19 protein-coding genes are annotated in these 20,776 nt (G+C 34.4%); 15 read left to right on the top strand and 4 right to left on the bottom strand.

What is annotated here, in order from left to right; all coding sequences use genetic code 11:
- Positions 1-27: 27 nt before the first annotated feature.
- Positions 28-1,011, top strand: coding sequence for a hypothetical protein (locus ACFE0M_RS05070; RefSeq protein WP_434544663.1), 984 nt, complete (start codon positions 28-30; stop codon positions 1,009-1,011).
- A gap of 44 nt (positions 1,012-1,055) precedes the next feature.
- On the opposite strand, the gene ACFE0M_RS05065 is transcribed toward ACFE0M_RS05070, so the two are convergent.
- Positions 1,056-1,238, bottom strand: a complete 183-nt coding sequence (locus ACFE0M_RS05065) for a hypothetical protein (protein ID WP_434544662.1) — start codon at positions 1,236-1,238, stop codon at positions 1,056-1,058.
- Between the two features lie 72 nt (positions 1,239-1,310).
- Between ACFE0M_RS05065 and ACFE0M_RS05060 the strand changes: the two genes are divergently transcribed.
- The 12 genes from ACFE0M_RS05060 (at position 1,311) to ACFE0M_RS05005 (ending at position 14,234) form a co-directional block, all read left to right on the top strand.
- On the top strand, positions 1,311-1,658 hold the full coding sequence (locus ACFE0M_RS05060; protein ID WP_434544661.1) for a helix-turn-helix domain-containing protein: 348 nt from the start codon (positions 1,311-1,313) through the stop codon (positions 1,656-1,658).
- Positions 1,645-3,285, top strand: a complete 1,641-nt coding sequence (locus tag ACFE0M_RS05055) for a DNA cytosine methyltransferase (protein WP_434544660.1) — start codon at positions 1,645-1,647, stop codon at positions 3,283-3,285. The genes ACFE0M_RS05060 and ACFE0M_RS05055 overlap by 14 nt, the downstream gene beginning before the upstream one ends.
- A 117-nt stretch (positions 3,286-3,402) precedes the next feature.
- On the top strand, positions 3,403-4,014 hold the full coding sequence (locus tag ACFE0M_RS05050; protein WP_434544659.1) for a BglII/BstYI family type II restriction endonuclease: 612 nt from the start codon (positions 3,403-3,405) through the stop codon (positions 4,012-4,014).
- A 237-nt stretch (positions 4,015-4,251) separates the two neighbouring features.
- Positions 4,252-4,683, top strand: coding sequence for a hypothetical protein (locus tag ACFE0M_RS05045; RefSeq protein WP_434544658.1), 432 nt, complete (start codon positions 4,252-4,254; stop codon positions 4,681-4,683).
- A 3-nt stretch (positions 4,684-4,686) separates the two neighbouring features.
- Positions 4,687-5,481, top strand: a complete 795-nt coding sequence (locus ACFE0M_RS05040; protein WP_434544657.1) for a hypothetical protein — start codon at positions 4,687-4,689, stop codon at positions 5,479-5,481.
- A gap of 15 nt (positions 5,482-5,496) precedes the next feature.
- Positions 5,497-5,844: a hypothetical protein gene (locus tag ACFE0M_RS05035; RefSeq protein WP_434544656.1), complete on the top strand. Its 348-nt coding sequence runs from the start codon at positions 5,497-5,499 to the stop codon at positions 5,842-5,844.
- Positions 5,841-7,112: a hypothetical protein gene (locus ACFE0M_RS05030; protein WP_434544655.1), complete on the top strand. Its 1,272-nt coding sequence runs from the start codon at positions 5,841-5,843 to the stop codon at positions 7,110-7,112. Before ACFE0M_RS05035 ends, ACFE0M_RS05030 begins: the two co-directional genes overlap by 4 nt.
- A 55-nt stretch (positions 7,113-7,167) precedes the next feature.
- On the top strand, positions 7,168-8,598 hold the full coding sequence (locus ACFE0M_RS05025; protein ID WP_434544654.1) for an L-histidine N(alpha)-methyltransferase: 1,431 nt from the start codon (positions 7,168-7,170) through the stop codon (positions 8,596-8,598).
- A 474-nt stretch (positions 8,599-9,072) separates the two neighbouring features.
- Positions 9,073-10,317, top strand: a complete 1,245-nt coding sequence (locus ACFE0M_RS05020) for a DNA cytosine methyltransferase (RefSeq protein WP_434544653.1) — start codon at positions 9,073-9,075, stop codon at positions 10,315-10,317.
- Positions 10,317-12,803 carry an ATP-binding protein gene (locus ACFE0M_RS05015; protein WP_434544652.1) on the top strand — a complete coding sequence of 829 codons (2,487 nt, stop codon included), beginning with the start codon at positions 10,317-10,319 and terminating at the stop codon, positions 12,801-12,803. The genes ACFE0M_RS05020 and ACFE0M_RS05015 overlap by 1 nt, the downstream gene beginning before the upstream one ends.
- A complete protein-coding gene (locus ACFE0M_RS05010; RefSeq protein ID WP_434544651.1) occupies positions 12,800-13,486 on the top strand; it encodes a hypothetical protein in 687 nt (228 codons plus the stop codon). Before ACFE0M_RS05015 ends, ACFE0M_RS05010 begins: the two co-directional genes overlap by 4 nt.
- Position 13,487: 1 nt before the next feature.
- The gene (locus ACFE0M_RS05005) at positions 13,488-14,234 is read left to right on the top strand and encodes a hypothetical protein (RefSeq protein WP_434544650.1); all 747 of its coding nucleotides are present in this window, start codon (positions 13,488-13,490) and stop codon (positions 14,232-14,234) included.
- Positions 14,235-14,497: 263 nt separating this feature from the next.
- Here ACFE0M_RS05005 and greB read toward each other — a convergent pair whose 3' ends face one another.
- Positions 14,498-15,031, bottom strand: coding sequence for a transcription elongation factor GreB (gene greB, locus ACFE0M_RS05000; RefSeq protein WP_434544649.1), 534 nt, complete (start codon positions 15,029-15,031; stop codon positions 14,498-14,500).
- Positions 15,032-15,595: 564 nt separating this feature from the next.
- Complete coding sequence (locus tag ACFE0M_RS04995; RefSeq protein WP_434544648.1) at positions 15,596-16,219, bottom strand: CatB-related O-acetyltransferase; 624 nt, start codon at positions 16,217-16,219, stop codon at positions 15,596-15,598.
- 301 nt (positions 16,220-16,520) lie between these two features.
- Between ACFE0M_RS04995 and ACFE0M_RS04990 the strand changes: the two genes are divergently transcribed.
- On the top strand, positions 16,521-17,978 hold the full coding sequence (locus tag ACFE0M_RS04990) for an NAD(P)/FAD-dependent oxidoreductase (protein ID WP_434544647.1): 1,458 nt from the start codon (positions 16,521-16,523) through the stop codon (positions 17,976-17,978).
- Between the two features lie 13 nt (positions 17,979-17,991).
- Positions 17,992-18,138, top strand: a complete 147-nt coding sequence (locus ACFE0M_RS04985) for a hypothetical protein (RefSeq protein ID WP_434544646.1) — start codon at positions 17,992-17,994, stop codon at positions 18,136-18,138.
- Between the two features lie 227 nt (positions 18,139-18,365).
- Here ACFE0M_RS04985 and pbpC read toward each other — a convergent pair whose 3' ends face one another.
- Positions 18,366-20,705: a penicillin-binding protein 1C gene (gene pbpC, locus ACFE0M_RS04980; RefSeq protein ID WP_434544645.1), complete on the bottom strand. Its 2,340-nt coding sequence runs from the start codon at positions 20,703-20,705 to the stop codon at positions 18,366-18,368.
- Between the last annotated feature and the right edge of the window lie 71 nt (positions 20,706-20,776).

Genomic DNA, 20,776 nt, shown 5'->3' with positions numbered 1-20,776 from the left:
TCCATTTAAACCAACAACTATTGTGTCATGCCAAATTTCGGAACATTATTAAATGAAGCTAAAAGGCTAACAAGTGGAAGTAATAAACAGATGAAAAAGCTGCTGGAAGCCATGTCCAATTTATCAGAAAAGCAAAACCTGAATGAAGAGGAAAAACTGCTCATTAATCTGATGAGAAATTCCTATCAGCAACATGAAAAACGTACTTCCATTCATTTTGCTGTAATTTATTCGTTTTTAATATTAAGCTTTTTGTTATTGGCATATAGCTATATTTACGATAGGAATTTAGAAGCGAAAAGGGCAACCATAGAAAGAATTCAAAAAGGCAATTTTCCGCTTTCGTTGGAACCTATTAAAGAAGCCAGAGGCTCAAAAGTAATATTTGGAGGCTTAATTGATGAAGAAGATGTTTCTATGGCTGAAAAAATAAAAGAGACTTTAAATTCAATAGGATATTTCAATAATATTGGTCCACAACAAAAATTAAAAAGAATCACCTCCCCAAAAGGAGACCATAAAAAGATTACCATACTTGCAGACAGGGATACACTGGGATATCTGGAATCGGATGTTAAAATACTTACTGCAAATTTGCCAGCTAATACGCTTGAATATGATCCTGATAAAAAGGAATCCAAAATTTTTGAGTACCAAGATGCCGCTGGTAATACGCATTTATATGGAAAAATAAAGAATATTAAATATAAAGAGAAAAAAAAGTGGAGTAATAAATATGAAGATGAAATTGACTATCCTGATATAAGGAATTGTGGGGATGTCAATGATGAGGATATCTTTAAATACACCCTTGTCATCAGCACAGACTCACTGATATGGACTTCAGGACAGGAATTTCAAAAAAGCATCAATGGAGAACGCAATAAATCTTTTAAAATAAGTCATGAGCGTTTTGATTTTCCATACCTGATTGAAATTGCGGCAGGTAAAGTATGTGATAATACTATTTTTAATTTTTCATCTTCCGGTTATAAAATTGTGGTGGAATAGATAAATTTTTGTAGATAGGGAAGGGGCTATTTTTTTCAATCCTCCTAACCACAAAGTGTTCTCTTAGATTCTTTAGCATCGGCTAAGGTAACTTTTACTACCTCTGCTTTACAAGCATTTAGACCCCTGCAATCTTTTTTGTAATGGTACTTTTTAGCGGATTTGCTGTCACAAATGTAAACATGATCAACAGCAGAATGGAAGGAAAAGGAACCTAAGTATATCATTTAAATCAATTTGATAAAAAATAACTTGATAAAATTTGTCAAGTTATTTTTTATCAATACATTTACGTTAGGATGAAATCACTGGGAGAATACATACGAGAATTACGGGAAGAAGCTGAATGGCCACAAAGAAAGCTAGCTTATGAGCTTGATGTTGATGTAGCAGTTTTAAGCCGAATTGAAAACGAAAACAAGTTCCCTAAGAAAAGAATACCGAAAATTATCAAAAGGGTGTCAGAACTTTTCAATATTACGGAAGAAGAGTTGAAGAAAATCTATCTTAGTGATGAGATTGCCGAGCTTTTATTGTACGAAAATAAATATGATGAAATATTAAAAGTGTCGGAAGCAAAAGTTCATTATGGACGTCAAAAAAATTCCATTCAGTCAAATTTAAATTTTAGTGATGAAAGCAATTGATCTTTACAGTGGAATAGGAGGTTGGACTCTCGGCTTGAAGATGGCTGGAATTGAGGTGATTTCATCCTACGAATGGTGGAAAGATGCCAATCATACCCATAATAAAAATTTCGGGACCAATCATAAAGAACGAGATATCAGAAAATTGGATTTAGTAAAGGATTTACCTGATCACTCTGAAGTTGATTTTGTAGTAGGTAGTCCTCCTTGCACTCAATTTTCTTATGCCAACAGAGGCGGAGGTGGAGATTTGGCTGATGGTCTGGTTGATATTTATAAATTTCTTGAAGTGGTTGATTATCTAAAGCCAAAATATTGGGCAATGGAGAATGTACCCAGAGTTGCCGGAATTCTGAGATTGGAAATTCAAGAAGGAGGTGGTTTAAATAAATTTAAGCATTTATTTGAAGGAGGATATGGTACAATAGAGGTTTATGATTCCAGTGAGTTTGGGGTGCCCCAAAATAGAAAGAGAATGATTGCAGGTAGGTTTCCAAGAGATTTATTTGAATCATATCGTGAAATGACTCAATTGAGACACCTTCGGGATGTAGTGGAGTCTTTAGCTAGCGATGAAGTTTGTGACCCTATTTATGGTCACACAGTAGCTAATCTTACGGATCATATTGAAGAAACTCCATTAACGCAGGAGGAAGAAAGGATCAATAAAGATTCGAAAACTTTTCATCCTGTTTATAATAAGATGTCTTTTCCGGATAAACTTGACAGACCCTCCAGAACAGTTACGGCACTTTGCACAAGAGTATCCAGGGAAAGCATCATTATTGAAGGAAATAAAGGCTTTAGAAGGTTAACCGTTAGAGAAAGAGGATGTATTCAATCATTCCCTGCAGATTTTCAATTTTATAGTAATTCTTATGGCGGAAAATTGAAAATGATAGGCAATGCTGTGCCACCATTACTTACTTATTATTTGGCTCAAAGTATGCTAGAAACTCCACAGGAGAAGCTTCCAAGCCCTAAGAGTGAAAATAAGATTGTAAATAATTCAGACAATCTACCTAAATTTTTCGAACCTGAATTTAAAGGAAATAAGTTTTCATGGAGTAGATCTTTTTGGTTAGCCATACCAGGCTTAAGATTTGGAAGTGGCGTTCGATTTGAATTAAGAAATGTTAGTAATAAAGAAATTCAAAAAGTTGATTGGTGGATAAATTTTCATTACGGTAATTCAAAAAAGAATAAGCAACTTCCACTAGAGGAAAATCTATTTAATGATGTATGGGAGTCTCTTTTAATAATGGATATCAACCTTGAAGATTATTTAAAGGAGTATATTGAATTCATTAAAAATATAGATGTCAATGGATTACAAGAGAATTGGACAAATAAGGATAGAAGTAAAAACGGCCCAATTTGGCTAGTGGATCAAATTGGCATTTTCTCAGAAAACTTAATCAATGAATTCAAAAAATATGATTTCATAAAGAAGAATAAATTGAAAGAATTAACTGAACATATCCTTCGAAATGGAAATGGGGCGCTAGATAATAAGAAACTAGCTGATTTTCCAGAGATTATAATTTCCGGTATTTTGATCGGTTCAATTTTTAATATAGTTATGATAAATAAAGAAGTTCGCTTACCAATTATAACCAACTCATGAAATAGTCATAAACCTAGCATACCAACCGAAATAAATTTAACAGGACGTTGAAGGTTGGTTAAATAATTTTTAAACCTTGACTATTCCATGTGGCAACTTAAAAACAATTATATACACATGAAAATAGGAGCAATGTATTCCCACTTAAATGGTTTTGAATGGATTCAATATCATCAGAAAGATTTATGGGATGAAATAATAGCCGTGATTGAAGGAATAGATGCAGAAGAATTTAGAACGAAGGTCAGCAAAGAAAAAACAATGAAGGGTAAAGAACTTTTTAGCCCCGTTGCCATCAACAAGAAATTTGCAATTGAACTGGAAAAAACGGGTTGGGCAGAAAGCCGAACATCCTATTGGGTTACGGATGACTATGATCTTATCACAAAGACATTGCATCTATCGGCAGATGACCAAAAATCCCTTATTGAAAAGGAGGGTAAATCGCCTATTCGTTCCTACAACCAAACGGATTTTATGAAAAACAGAATTGCCATTGAAGTTCAGTTTGGCAAGTACAGCTTTATAGCCTACGATCTTTTTGTAAAGCATTTGGCATTTTATGTTGGTAATTCCATTGAGGTTGGGGTAGAGATTCTTCCCATGAAATCAATGCAATCTCAAATGTCTTCTGGTCCTGGTTATTATGAAGGAGCCCTTTATGATTTAGCAAGGCAAGGAAGGGGAGTTCCGGCAGTTCCTTTGGTGGTTATTGGAATAGAGGCTTAATTACAATTACAAATCCACCAATCAAACAATTGAATTTTATTCTATTTTTTCAGCCCTGTTTTTACACAGGTCTGATTGCTTTAATTCGACCAAAGTTTCCTTCAAGTGATTAATGCAATTATTCCACTCTTACTAAATGATGGTTTTCAATTTTAGCAAAATACCTATTTATGGGTATTGCATTTATTTGAAGAACTTCAGAACTTTAATTATCAATCAAAACTTGTGCGCTTGTATATGGATAAATTAATACAAATAGCTACTCATGAACTTGATCAAAAGGAATATTCAGGAGACCGGCACAATAACTCACCAAAACCTAGAGATGTGGTAATATTCTGCCGTGAAAGTCCACAATCGTGGAAGGGTCATGTAGGTTTCTTTTTTGGTTATTCACAAGACGCTTCCCGAGTATATTGCCTAGGAGGCAATCAAGGCAATCAGGTATCAATCTCAGCTTTCGATACAAATACCGTTTTAGGCTTTAGACGGCTATCACCTAGCAAATTATTAGTGCTGCCGGCACCCACTTTTGCTACAAGGGATCAAGGAGATAAGGTTAAAGCACTACAAAATGCACTAAAAATAGCAGGTTTTAACTGTGGTACTTCTGATGGCGATTATGACCCTACAACTAAAGGATTTTTAAATAGTGCTTTGAATGGATAATATATGGCTTTAATAAAAACAGGCAACTCGGACTACAAGGACAAGAGCGCGAGAGAGAAAATTGCTCGCATCATCTCAATTTCAGTACCTATTGCTACTGGTATTTTGGGTATTTGTGGCCTCATAATAGCCACTCTTTACATATTAATAAACAATGATATTGATGAGGCTAAACAAGTCCTGCAATACGTTTACACCGCATTACTTCCAATTTTTGGTACTTGGATGGGCACAGTCTTGGCCTATTATTTTTCAAAGGAAAATTTTGAAGCTGCAAATAAGAGTGTAGAAAAACTAGTTTCAAAAATTACTTCTGATGGTAAATTAGAAAAAATAAAAGTGAAAGAGGTAATGATACCCTTTCAAAATTTCAAAGATTCTTCAATAGTAGAAAACTCACAAGAGGCCATAGATGCTTTAGTGGTAAAAGACCTAATAGAAAAAATGAATAAAGATGGCCGGCAGCGATTACCAATTTTACTTAACAAAAAGGCAGTGTATTTATTTCATAAGAGCACATTATTTGAATACTTATACAGTAACACTGATCCAGATAAAAATCCACCACCTACGAGCTCCATTTCCGATATGCTGCAGTCAGATATTACTTGGATACAACAGGTTATAAAAAATGGTATAAAATTTCTTGGTGCTGATGCTAATTTGCTTGAAGCTAAAAAACTAATGGAAAGTGAGAAGGCATGTAATGATGCAATGATCACTACTGATGGAACGTCATCTGGTGAAGTGACTGGCTGGATAACTGATAAAATAATAAGTGAAAAAAGTAAAATATAGATAAATTAAAAGCATATGGCAAAGCATGTAAAAAAAGATGTTAATTATTCAGTTGGATCAGGTGTAGTCAATTTAAGGCTAGTAATTGGCGAAGGTCAATTGGGGACAGCAACCGGTCTCTTAGATTCTAATTTGTTATTTATAGGTAGTTTGATTGATATGTCAATTGGTCATTCGGATATAATTAAAGGGAAGAAACTTTATATTGATTCCAGTATTAAAGACGTCCGACCAGATACAGATGAAACTATCGTTACAATAGAATTGACAGACGATGCCAACTCGCAAACAATAACTTCAGAAGGAAAAGCAGAGCAGAATGGTGGTACTGTAATTCATGACATTGAAATTTCTTTACTATGAGAAGATTTGTAATTATCGGCCTATTTTACCTTTTATCAGGTTCCGTATTTTCGCAAGTAAATAATGAAATTGTTCTTGATGACTTGAAGAGTCCGACCTTTCCTGCATCCATAATAATAGGTACGGAAGCAAATTCTATTGCACGACCAACGGATAGAAATGCTGTTACCACCTCATTATTATCTGCACTTAGTAAGGACGGAATTGCACCTAATGTTGCGATGGAGATTTCACCATTTTGGTTGAGTAAAAGACCCAATTTAACTTTTCAAGATTATATTGAACCAAGTAGTATTTCGGATGCCATAAGACAGACATTTGGTATTTCAATAGCTACAGATGAGATTGATGGAATTGCTGATGGGAGAAAATTAGGTCTTGGGTTAAGAGCACAACTGTTTCCAGGACGAACAAGTCAACTGGCAAGAAACATTATAGCTGGCATTCAATATGAAAATGTGGTAAATACACTTATAAATGGTGCTTTATCACTCCCAAATATAAATACCCCTGAAGATTTAGTTTCCGGTGTCAAGAACCTCATTAATCAAGCATTAAGTGGTAACGTGAGTCTTGGGCCTATTGCTGGCTTAACTCAAACACAAGTTTTGGACTTTTTATCAAATGATGCCTTGAATACAACAAAAGAAATTATAAAAAATAACAATCGGAATGCAGGAGAAAGCATGAATGACTACGTTCAGCGCCTCATTGATATAATAAGTAATTCTTCTATTACAAATGCTATAACGCTACAGGGTGAATTGAAGAATAGAGTTGGTTTAATAGTTGAAGGCGCTTTAGCTTCAAGGATTGATTTTCCAACAAATGAGTTCGATAATGAGAAGTTCAATCAGTTCGGAGGCTGGGGGACAGTTACCTACAGACCTGACAATCAATATGGGGATGCAACTTTTCTACTTCGATATATGAAGTCATACAGAGACTCAATTTCAACCAATCTTGATGTTGGGCTCAGAGTGGATCGGACCACGAAAGATTTTGTGTTAGGTTTCGAAGGAATTTTTAGAAGTGCTGAAATAGAATTTGAAGATTTCAATTTAAATAACGAACCAATAACACGTATTGAAAGTAATGATTCTTTTAGGTTTACCTTCAATTTAGATTATAAGTTAACCTCTTCAATCTTCTTGAATGCCACTATTGGAAAAGATTTTAGCAGCGCGTTAACTGGGTCAGGAGGACTATTAACCTTATTTGGTTTTAATTTTGGTATTCCTGCAAATAAAACCATGCTAATAAGATAAGAATTTTACTAAAAAAAATACTTATTAGAACTACTAAAATTTCTAAATGTAAAAAATGAAAAAGGTTTTTATTGCCTCATCCAGTGAAGCATTAGGCTACGCTACAGCTACAAAAGAATTATTAGAAGAGAAGGTTAATGAGAAAGAGATAATACGCGCCACAGTTTGGAAAGATGCCGAATGGGAAATAGGAAATAACATTCTTCAATCCTTAATTAATTTGAAAAATTACTATGATAAAGCCATTTTTATATTTCATCCTGATGACGATCTCAATTTCAGAAATAATGAATTGAAATCTGTTAGAGATAATGTAATATTTGAATTTGGTCTATTTGGAGGGATAATGGGTTTCGATAATTGTTATGCTTTAGTTCCGAAAAATATTAGAATAAAAAAGCCTAGCGATTTATTAGGGATTATAACAGCTCAATATGAATATGAAAAAAATACTGATCATTCAAATCAACTTAGACCTGCAATAAAAAAGCTAAAGGAAACAATCTGGAGCTCAGAAAAGAAAAGAAATGATTATTTAGTCAGAGGAGATTATAGAAAATCGATTGTTGATTATGCAATCCATACAAATTTGATCGATTTCACATTATATAATAATTGGGTAGAAGGTATCAAAAAAGGATCACGTGTTTTAGAAGATCTACTTTATTGGGATAGGGGAACCGCTGAAAAATGGCTGCGTTATGAAAAAATAACTGTCAAAGATCATAATCACATAATAGATTTATCTGCAGAAGTAGCCAAGATCTCAAAAAGTTCTGTTGATGTTATAAGTTTAGGTCCTGGTTCAGCAGACAAGGACAAAATAATTCTACAGAGTATTCGAAAAAATGGAAATATTAATTGGTATTATCCAGTAGATGTGAGTTCACATATTCTGAATAATGCTCTTAAAAACATTACTAGCTATTTTGATGATAGAGATGTAAAAGTAAAAGGATTAAGAGCAAATTTCTACTCACTGGAGAATTTAAAATTTGTATATCAATACAACAGAAGTAGAAATATTTTTCTTTTACTTGGAAATACCCTTGGTAACTATAATGAAAGTAGTCTATTAAACAATATAATAAACTCAATGATGAAACATGATTATCTAGTTATTGAGGTTAATAAAGATATGGGTGAGGATAAGAATTCCATTTTTCATGACAGTGAGTTATTACAAGAATTTATAGTGCAACCCTTAGTAGCATTTGGTATTAAACCTGAATTAAATCATCTGAAATTTGAAAAAAATATAAATGAAAGGTCACAGGTTGCTGATTCTATAAGATTTGGAGCAAATTACCATTTAAATGATAAGGAAAGAGAAATTTTACAATCCAATAATAATATGATTACAATAACCTATTCTACCCTTTACAAGCTTGATACTTTAAAAGATTTTTTTGTTCAGTCGGGATTTGAAATAATATATTCCAAAGAATATGAGAAGCACTTGGGTTTTGTCTTGCAAGTAAACTAAAAATTTTGGCACCTATATTAAGAACAAATCAGCCAAAAGATCTGACTAAATAGTCAAAAAAGGTTATGCGGTTGCTTTGAGGTGATCGCTGTAAAACACTTTATTGTACCTTGGATTATATTTACTAATTAGTTTAATTAATCCAAGTTTAATTAATGAAAGGAAGCAAAAATCTTCCAGTAGAAGTCAAGAATTTAATTTTCCATCTAAGGTTTTGGGTTGTTCATCTAAACCTATTTTTCTATGCGAACATAATGTTCTACATTAAATACAGTAAAATATCAACTAAAACCTATAAGATCATGCCTGTAAAACATACCCCATCTCAAGAAGTACATAAAGAAACAAAAGGTGGAACCAACCACTAAAATATATTTAGATCTATTTTTTTGAATACCAAAAATTGATAATAAATCATTAAAAGTTCTCTTAACACAAACTTTTTTCGTTTTTTTGTTCTAAATAATTTTATTTATGATCAAGTCTAAATCAAAAAGTGACAAATTAGTATATATTGATTTATTCGCAGGATGCGGTGGACTATCACTGGGACTGTATAATTCAGGATTATGGAAAGCAAAGTTTGCTATTGAAAAAAGTCCTGATGCCTTTGAAACTCTCAAATACAATTTAATAGAGAAGAAAAATCATTTTGAATGGCCAGATTGGTTGCCAAAAAGCAATCATGATATTAATGAAGTAATCAAGAATCATAAGGTTAATTTAAAATCATTAAGAGATGAAATTGACCTTGTAGCTGGTGGTCCACCTTGTCAGGGTTTTTCAACAGCAGGGCGAAGAGTAGAAGGAGACTCAAGGAATGAATTAATTAAATCCTATATTAAATTTATTAGGCTGGTTCAGCCAAAGGTCATCTTTTTTGAAAATGTAAAAGGGTTTACACAGAGATTTGACAAAAATAAAATAAAGGGAAAAATCTATTCTGAATACGTTACCAATGCCCTAGAGTACGATTCTCCAAAAGGTGATTTTCGAGGATATAAAGTTGAAGGCAAGCTAATTGACTTTTCAGAATTTGGGATTCCTCAAAAAAGGACAAGATTTATTTTAGTCGGTATAAGAAAGGATATTGCCACACAGGTTAAACCAAACAGCTTTTTTAAACAGATCCAAAGTCGAAGAGAAATATTTTTAATTAAAAAGGGTATCGGGTTAACAAATTCTTTAGAAGATGCAATTTCAGATTTGCTCAAAATTAATGAGGTTTTATCTCCTGATACAAAATCATTCTCAGCAGGTCTTTACAATTCAATTCAATCTAGTTATCAAAGATTACTTAGAGATAAAGTTGATTCTAAAATTCCCGACAGCCATAGGTTTGCTAAACATAGTGAAGAGACATTGAAGAAATTTGAATTTATTCTTCAAAATGCCGAAAAAAATAAAACACTTTCGAAGGAATTAAAGGAAAAATTTAATCTCAAGAAAAGAACGATAATTCCTTTATCAGGTAAAACTCCAACTCCAACAATAACAACATTACCAGACGACTACATACACTATTGTGAACCTAGAATTTTCACAGTTCGTGAATATGCGAGAATACAATCCTTTAATGATTGGTATGAGTTTAAAGGGAAATATACTACTGGTGGAAAAAGACGGACTCAAGAAGTTCCTAGATATTCACAAATTGGCAATGCAATACCTCCTTTGTTTGGTGAACAAGTAGGACTTACTCTAAACTCCATACTGTAATGGCAAAAGTTAGTTTTAGAACAAACATCCTCTTAAAAAGTATAATTGGTAAAGATTTAATTACAGATGATAATATAGCTGTATTAGAGTTAGTCAAAAACTCTTTTGATGCTGGCTCAAATGAAGCAAAACTAATTTTTAGAGATGTATTAACTGAACTATCTATAAAAGATTATAAAAAATATAATGAGTCTAAAATCATACTTCGTGATACAGGTTCAGGAATGTCAGAATATGACCTTATCAACAAATGGTTAAACATTGCTTATTCTGAAAAAAAATCGAAAAAAGAAGAGTTTAACAGGCAGTTAGCAGGTAATAAAGGAGTTGGAAGATTTTCCTGTGACAGATTGGGTAAATCTTTGGTCATTTATACGAAAAAAAAAGACGAGCCACTACTAAAACTTTCCATAGACTGGACTGAATTTGAAAAAATTGATGACATCAAAAAAAACATTCAAGATGTAGATTTCGAACTTGATGAGATTTCAATTGAACAATATGTCAAGGAGACTAAACTTGAAAAATTCGTTACAGGAACAACTTTGTTCATTAGTAGCTTAAGAGAGGTATGGGATTTATCAAAAATTCAATCGCTGAAAAGACAGCTTGAACGTTTTATTAATCCAAATCAAAACTTTGAAGCTGAATCTTTTAATGTAACAATTGAGGCTGATGAACTTAAAAAAGTTGAATTGGACTTACCGGAAAGTGAAAGAGTAAACGGTACTGTTAAAAATAGGATTTTTAACAAATTGAATTTCAAGGCAACCTACATTAAATCAAGTATTTCAGAAGGTGGGGAAACAATCACCACCACTTTAAGAGATAGAGGTAATGAAATATTTACGCTAGTTGAGCAAAATCCTTTCAATCTATTAAAGAATATAGAAATTCACGTTTATTACTTAAATCCATATTCAAAAGCCTATTTCAAAAAACAGACAGGAATAAGGTCTGTTGATTTCGGTTCTATTTTCTTGTTTATTAATGGATTTAGAATACCTCCATACGGTGACCAAGGAAATGACTGGCTGGGTATGGAACAGAGAAAGGCACAAGGATATAACAGATTTTTAGGTAGACGTGAAGTAATTGGAAGAATTGAAATAAGTGGAGTTGACTTTGATGAAGATGAGGATGATTTTTTTATTATTTCTAATCGTTCAGGAGTTGATAATAACAAACATTTCGAGCAACTCACTAAAAATGAATCCCCTTACGGCCTTTACTTTAAAACCTTTAGAAGGTTAGAAAGATTTGTAGTTGAAGGAATAAATTGGGACAGTGTCCCAAAAGAGATTGAAAACAAAATTGAAAATAAAGTTCTCAATGATAAAAACTGGAACGAATCCAAAGAAGAATATCGTGAAGATTTATTAACTAGAAATAAACGAGTAATCTCTGTTATTGAAAAAATAATAAATAGCAAAAGTGATGAAATAATTTCATTGTCTATCAATAAAGGTTTGGTTTCTGAATTAGCCGAAGAACAAACAAAAAAGGCCAAAGCTGAAATAGACTCAATTGTTGGTCAACTTAATAGCAAGACACTTTCATCTGAGCAGATCTCTAAACTGATAAATGACCTAAGTAGTTCAGAGAGGGAAATGGAAAATTTCCCCGGACAAGAGAATCAAATTGAACTCCTCAAAAAAGAACTAAGCACATTAAAATCGGAACTTCAGAAGAAATTTGGAGAAACTAAAGCACTTGAAGATGAAACTAAGAGATTAGAAGATGAAGCAAAAAAACTTAAAGAGGAATTAGAGTTAGAAAAAGAAAAAAACACTTATTTAAAAACTTCATCTAGAACTTTAACTGAAGACGCAAAAGGCCTCGTCCATAATATTAAAATTACTTCCAGAAAAATAAGTAGTAGTGTAGATAATTTATATGATAAAATATTAAATGACTCTTACACCAAAAATTCTCTACTTAAGTCTTTAGGAGCAATTAAGTTTCAATCTGAAAAGGCCAATAAGATTAGTAAAATAATTACGCGTTCGAATTTTAAATCAGATAGTAATGCTCAAATAGCAGATGTTGTTCTTTATGTAAAGCAGTATATTGAAATATATTCAGATATATATCCAAGAAGTGAACTTGAATTTCAAGTTGTTGATGATGACGCTAGCTTAATTAAAAAATTCAGTGTACTTGACATGTCAGTTGTATTGGATGATTTGATTTCGAATTCTGAAAAGGCAGGGGCTCACAGGATACAAATTAAAATGGTAAACCTATCCAAAGAAGAGTTGAAAATTCTCTTTTCTGATGATGGAAATGGAGTAGAAAAAAAATTCCTTACAAATGAAAAGTCTAAGAATAAAATTTTTGAATTGGGAGTAACAACAACAAATGGTGGTTCTGGTATTGGCTTAAATTCGGTAAGAGAAGGTCTTAAATCAATGAATGGCACGATAAAATTACTTGGTAATGATATCAAGCTGAAAGGTGCTTGTTTTGAAATAATAATTAAATGATAAAGAGAACTTGCCTAATAATAGATGACAACGACCAATCAGAAGAAATTGAGTCTTTGCAAAGACGTTCTAAAGAAATCCATGGAATTGAATTGATTTGTCATCAATTTAATATTGGAAATTCTTCGTTCACGGAAGTATTAACTAATGGATTAATAGACCAAGATAAAGTTGTTGCAGAATTCAAAAAAAGATTTGGAGGTATAAATTTTAATATAGTGGCGCTAGATTATGACTTAGAGGATACGGCTATTAAGGGAACAGATTTAATTAGAATATTCAACCACTATAATTTGCTTAAAAAATCCCCGAAAATGATTTATTCTGGGATTTTAGATGATGTTTTGAAAGATATAATTCGTGATCTAAGTTTAGATAAAGCTGTAACGAAAATTAAATCAATGGTAAGGAACAAGGTTATAGACTACCTAGACAGAAACCATCGAGATTCTCAAATTTTGAAGTTTCTATCTGAAGACCCTCTGTCATCTGAGTTGCTCATTTCCAATATTTTAAATTCACATCCCGATTTAGTCTTTGAAAATAATTTTGTGAGCGATAAATTTAAAGGAAAGACATTTGCTGAAATTGCCGAAATGTTAGACGAAAACATCACGTTGGATAATGAATTCAAAAAGGAGATAATTGAACAAGTTATATCTTACCTTACAGAAAAAATTTGATATGGATGGACAGGTTTTAATCATTCATCCATACGATAAATCAACCGCTTTTTTAGGAAGAATTAAAAATCACCTTCAAACTGAGTTTCCAGAGAACTTTCATTATTTTAGTATTAAACCAAACACTGCCTCTCACAATCAATGCTTAAAAACAATCAAAGACTTTTCACCAGATGGTTTGTTGCTATTTATGGGTCACGGAAAAAGTAATTGTTTGTATGGTGCAAAAGGTGATTATTATGGAACTTTAGAAAATGAACTTGTAAAAGCAGAAGAACCGGATAAGTATTTCTATGAAGACAACTTTATAAATGACCAAAATATTGGAGTTTTTCGTGGTAAGAAAATCATTTCATTGTCCTGCAATTCTAATGGTCAATTAGGAAGAAACTCCGTAGAAAATGGAGCAAAGGTTTTTTTAGGATTTGGCGATCTGCCAACTTCAATTGCAGAACTTAAAGAGCAAGGTGAGGAAAGTAAATCTGGTGTTTCATTAGGTAAGATTGAACAAGCTCTAAAAACAGAGATTAACGATATTGTCAAGAAGAGTATTGGAATTGGAATTAAAAGGAATTACACCTTTTCAGAGGTAGTTGACCTCATTCACTTTGTGACTAATCAAAAAATAAGTCACTACTTAGTCATTCAAAAAAAAATAAGTGAGAGAAAACTGATAGCAAATTATCTTTATACTTTTAAAAAAGAAATTAAAATTTTTGGAAATGGCAATGAACAGGTTATGGGATAATCATCGAAATGATTTATTGTTATTCTTAATTCTTAACCTTTTTAATAAAGAATAAAGCATTTTACTTAAACCTCTTTACCATCATGCTTTGCATACTGGTACGATCAACTAATTATAATCGGAATATTATTTCAAATCTTGACCGTTAGATAGAAAATCATTTACAATGATCCAAGCCATTTAATAGTTTTTGATCTGAAGGGTAGAATTCTACACAAAGAAGATATTGTGATTTTAGCCAAAATAATGGGAGAGAGGTGAGTTTAGAAATCAGATGCACCATCTTTTTCATACTCAATCTTAAGTATTCGCCAGTTGAATTCACCGGCAGGAGTTTTAACAATGACTTCATCACCTGCCATTTTGTTTAAAAGCGCTTGTGCCAGAGGTGAGTCCATTGAAATATAATCTTTATTGCCAATAAGCTCTTCGTATCCCACAATACGGAGCCGTTTTTTGAGTCCTCTATCAATGTTCTCAACTTCCACCCAGGCGCCAAACATTACTTTGCCTTCCTGATGAGGATGATAATGAATTACTTTAAAGTTATCTATGCATTTGCGTAGGTAACGAATACGACTATCAATTTCACATAAGCGTTTTTTATTGTAATGATAATCAGCATTTTCTGATCTGTCACCTAAACTGGCGGCCCATGAAACCTTTGCCGTAACATCTGGACGTTCAACTTTCCATAAATGATCATGCTCTTCATGCAATTTTTGAAATCCTTCAGCAGTAGTCATTTGCGAACGGTTAAGCTTAGGCAGTGTCGATTCTGGAATTTTACGTCTCATGTTTAGATGATCTTATTATAGCGCAGGCGAAAAATAATAGATTAATACCTGTTACAAAAGGAAGTCATGTGATAGTTTATATCAAACTATATGTATTGGAGTTATATAATTTATATTATGTTAAGTTACTCAATTTAACACTCACCTATTCTAAATTATCTTCTTATAAAAACGATATACTCTTAGCTACTCCTTCATTAGAATTTGCTCCATCCTATAACTTCCTGCTTAAATCTTCTAATTTATGGTCCTCTATTTTTAATTATATGTCCTATGGTAAAGAGTTCTCAATTATAAGCGCTGTATTTTGACTCTCAATTTTTGATTGGAATTCCTTGCTCATTCTAAGGGGTCTATTTTGCCGTAACTTGGACAATTGTCCAGCATCTTAATTCTATTGAAAAATACAGGCTTACAGAATTAAGATTTAGATCGGCTTGTATAGTCTAGCGATATACACACTTGCAATACTTTCTTATTTTCATACTATATTCCCCTGGCCTTTTGATATAGTATCTAAACCAAGTCTCAACTTAACATAATATATTCATGGATGGAAATCTGCTATGATGAGATGCTTTCAATATCATTTCCCGTAAGATGTTGTATATTTTTCGTGATCTTTTTGATGTCCCAGTTCCACCATTGTAATTTTAGGAGCTTATCAATGGTATCTTGCGGAAAACGCTTCTTGATCTCAGTTGCTGGGTTGCCGCCAACCACGCTATAAGGCGCTACATCCTTCACTACCGTAGCATTGGTAGCAATGATGGCACCATCGCCTATCCTTACGCCTGCCATAATGGTGGCATTATGCCCTATCCAAACGTCATTTCCTATCACTAAATCTCCTTTATGAGGATATTTTTTGCCTTCCATGGCATTTTCCCAACCATTACCGAAAATAGCGAAGGGAAAAGTGGATAAGGAATCGGTCAGGTGATTGGCGCCATTCATAATGAATTTTACACCAGAAGCAATCATACAAAATTTCCCGATGATCAGTTTATCACCGCTAAAGTCGAAATGATATTTTACATTTTTCTCAAAGTTCTCCACATTTTCGAAATCATCGTAATAAGTGTAATCCCCCACTATAATATTAGGATTCTTAATGATATTTTTAAGAAAACAGAGCTTATCGTAATGCGCTAGTGGGAACTTGATGTCTTTATTGGGTCCTGTCATGAGGTGTTTTTAGGGTGTTTGGCTATTATTTTTAGTAACTACGGCTTATTGTTTCAATTCTTAATTATTCGCAAATTAGACTACAAAATAAATATAAAGCATAAAATTTTATCGTTAGATCACAAAAATCTTTTATTAATCATAATCTACTGGATCGAAAAGACTCTCCTTTGCTAATAAGCAATTTTCAATTCCATCCTCACTCCCATTTCGATGATTAAAGTCATGTTTTTAGGTAATCAATGTTACGATTGTAATCATTGGTATTGCGTAATATTACAATATATCAAAGCTCAAAGCGATGTCCAAAATTGTCATATTAGGAGCAGGAATAGCAGGCCATACTGCCGCCTCTCATTTAAGGAGAAAACTTTCCAAAGAACATGAAGTATTGGTGGTCTCCCCTAATCATAATTACCAATGGATTCCATCCAATATATGGGTGGGAATCGGCAGAATGAAACCGGAACAAATCATTTTTCCCTTGCCTCCATTATATAAAAAGAAAGGTATTGGCTTTAAACAAGCTAAAGTGGTTTCTTTCCATCCTGAAGGAGATGCTTTAAATCCTCCTTTTGTTAAAGTTGAATATGTTTACGGTGAGCAAAAAGGCCAAACTGAAAATGTATCTTATGATTATCTCATTAATGCCACAGGCCCTAAATTAGCTTTTGATATGACGGATGGATTGGTACCGGGCACAAATGACGTTTATTCTGTCTGCACCTATAATCACGCCCAACATGCCACTGCAGGCTTGAACGAACTGGTTGAAAAAGCTAAATATTCAGCCACAAAATTAAAAGTGTTGATCGGAACAGGACATGCCAAAGCGACTTGTCAAGGGGCTGCTTTTGAATACATTCTTAATGTAGAACATGAACTTAGGAAAAGAAAAGTAAGGGATAAAGTAGATATTAAATGGATTTCCAATGAACCTTATCTAGGTGATTTCGGAATGGACGGCATGCTGCTCTCCTATGGTGGAAAAAGCATGAAGTCTAGTGATATGGTCGAAATGGTTTTTAAGGACAGAGGAATTGAATGGATTCTACAAGCCGGGGTGAATAAAGTAGAAAAAGGAATGGTACATTATGAAACCCTGGATGGTGAACAACATCAGGAAACCTTTGATTTTGCCATGTTGATTCCAGCATTTTCCGGTCATGGCTTTAAGGCTTTTGATAAAGAAGGTGTAGATATAACCGATAAACTCTTTAAAGGCTTTATGATAGTGGATGCAGATTATTCAGCCAAACCTTATGAGGAAAGGACTGTTCAAGATTGGCCGGAAACCTATCAAAATCCGACTTATTCCAACATTTTTGCTCCTGGCATTGCTTTTGCACCCCCACATAGTATTTCCAAACCAAGAAAGAGCCCAAATGGCACGGAGATTTTTCCAGCTCCGCCACGAACTGGCATGCCTTCTGGAATTACGGCTAAATTAGTGGCCGATAATATTATTGATTCCATCAACAGCGGAAAAGAAACTCGTGAGCATAAAGGCTCTATGGGAAATATGGGTGCGGCATGCATTGCTTCTGCAGGTTATGGACTGACTAGTGGAAGCGGTGTAAGCATCACCACCTTCCCTATTGTCCCCGACTATAAAAAGTATAAAACATCAGGTGGAAGGGATTTAAATAAGACATTTGGAGAAATCGGTTTGGCAGGACATTGGGTAAAACTGGCCCTGCATTATGGATTTATTTATAAAGCGAAAATGAGACCTTTCTGGTGGTTAATCCCAGAATAATAAGAAAACAGCTATGGAAAAGACAATCACAAAAGAACAGAAGCGTTATATGATGAATCCGATTATTCAATTTTTTCGGTTTATCTATTTGAATATTAAAATTATGCGTATTGTGGCCGGTGGTCATGGTGGAACTAGAAAAAAAGAAGATTTAGCTTAATAATCAACTTGTCAGAGACTCAAAATCAAACTAAACAAGACTTATAATTCTGTGCAACTCCCCCCTTGAGATGGGTGAAGAGAGGTGTTTTATTACCCATGACTGGATACAAAAAAGAATCAAGATAAATTTGGTCTGACGGTTGGAACCGTCTGACCGATTATTAAAGCCTTCATTTTTGTAAATATCAATAGGGAACTTTAGGCATTTAATCCATTTCCTGTGAATCAAGATGATTTATTATCCACTACTTCAAATGTAAAACTTAGATATTCTCCTTCACTATCAGCCAAGTACAGCTTGTGCTTGCCTTCTCGATTGCTATTGATTTCCATTTGGTGTGTGCCCTTGGTTTTACCCAAGTATTGATCATCCAAATACCAAAATACTGTGGCTTCTGAATTTTGGTGTGCAGCTTCAAATATGGCGCTTCCTATTTCACCTTCCAGTTCCATAGGAATTAAAATACTGGTGCTATGCCTTGGATACACCATTTGAATGGGATTCTTACGGTTCTGCAGACAGGCAGACAGCCATTCAGGTGCTTCCTTAAAATCAGTATTATATTTTTTATAATAGCGTGATTGTGCCGGTGGCAACAGTAAATAATTCTCCGATTTCATTCTGCTAACTGGATAGCAATTGCTGTTTACTCTTTTATCCCCATCATTCGTCACAAAAATTTGTTGATGAAATGGGCAAATTTCCAACATTTTGGGCGGCACGTTAACATAATATTTAGATTTCTTATTGCAGTAATCGCCTGCCAAATAGCCTGTTTCCACGCAGAAATCTCGTGTTTTCATCTCTCTAACCGGCATTGGGAAGTCTTCTTCGCCTCCATTAAGCAGTTTTAAAATCTGAAAAAGCAAAGGAGCGGCCGTTCTAACGCCTATTAAGCCCGGTCTGCCTTCTCCGTCTGCATTTCCTGTCCAAACTGCCACGGTATATTGCTGATTGATACCTACTGCCCAGGCATCTCTAAATCCAAAGCTAGTGCCTGTTTTCCAGGCAATATTCTGGGCCGAGCCAAATTGCTCCCAGCCGGTCTCCTCTCCCGGCCTTGCCAGGTCTTTCATGGCTTTCAACGTCAGCCAAGCCGCGCCCGCACTTACGGGATGTTTAGCTGTTTCACTTTCATCTGATTTCAATAAAGATATTTCCGCTTTGCTTTTTTGATTGGAGTTGATGCTTCGCGCAAGTTTTACATACATAGAGGCAATTTCCCATAGGCTAATATCCGCTCCGCCCAATATCATGCTGAGCCCGTAGTGTAAAGGTGGTTGTTGCATGCTGTAAAAACCCATTTGCTTCAGCTCATGGTAAAAAGCTTCATAACCATAGTCTTTTAATAAAGTCACAAAAGGAATATTGAGTGATCGGGCCAAAGCTTGGTCGGCTTTTACGGCCCCATAGTAGTTGTGGTCAAAGTTTTTAGGGCTGAATCCTTCGTAGAATAAAGGAATGTCCGGCAACATTTGCTGAGGGGAAATGATGCCTTTATCGATGGCATGTGCATAAAGAAAGGGTTTCAATAAACTTCCCGGGCTTCTTCTGGCCTGAATAATGTCCACATCCTGCTGATGCTCATCCCCTGTTGCCACATTGCCCACATAAGCGACAACTTCCTCCGTTCGCCAGTCCATCACCAAAACGGCCGCATTGTGTATTTCATTGGTTTTCATGTTTTGGCTATAGGCATCGGCCATTTCGCTGATTCTTTCCTGTAAATGCCGGTCGAGCGTACTCTTCATGATTTTGCCTGTATTTTTTGTTTGCAGCTCATGCAAAAGATGTTGCGTTTCCTTTGGGAAAATATATTGTCCTTGCGGGATTTTTTCGGATTTAGCCAGTCTGAATGTGGTACTATCGAAATAGCCTTCTTGCATTAATTTGGCCAGTAATTGGTTGCGTTTCCTTTCCAGAGATTGGGTATTTCGCCCCGGGTAAATAATAGAAGGCTGATTGGGTAAAACAGCTAAAGTGGCGGCCTCTCCCCAGGATAATTCTGATGATTTCCTTCCAAAATATCGCCATGAAGCAGCCGATAATCCTTCAATATTACTTCCAAATGGAGCATGGCTCACATATAAATTCAGTAATTCTTCTTTAGAGAAATGCCATTCATAGCGCAAAGCCATGCCGATTTCCTTTATTTTTTGTGGAATGGTTCGGGTTTGATTGCCATCTGCCATTCGGGCCAATTGCATGCTTAAGGTACTACCCCCGCGCACTACCCTGCCCTCCTGAATATTTTCAACTAGGGCTTTAAATATTGCAACTGGATTAATGCCAGGATGTTGGTAGAAATAGGCATCCTCATAAGTCAAAAGTGCGGTTTCAAAGCGTTTAGGAATGCTGTCGGTGACAGGAAACCGCCAAATCTCATCCTCAGCCAGCTTCACACCTAAAAGCTCATCTTTTTTATCGAATAATACGGTGGAATAGCTTTTATCAAATACAGGCGTGGAAATAGGCCAGCTTAAAAAAACCAGTAAAGCAATGATCAAAATCCCGAAAGAGAATTTGATTTTATGGGATGATATGGTGGTTAATATTTTTTTCATTTCAATATTCTAGCTATGTCATATGATAAACTGAAATCAGTGCTTATGTCAGACATTCCAAATGTCGGACA

The sequence above is a fragment of the Marivirga sp. genome (assembly GCF_051117495.1).
GTDB lineage: Bacteria > Bacteroidota > Bacteroidia > Cytophagales > Cyclobacteriaceae > Marivirga.
The sequence above is the reverse complement of the archived record's forward strand: the minus strand, read 5'-3'. Positions and strand labels throughout refer to the sequence as shown.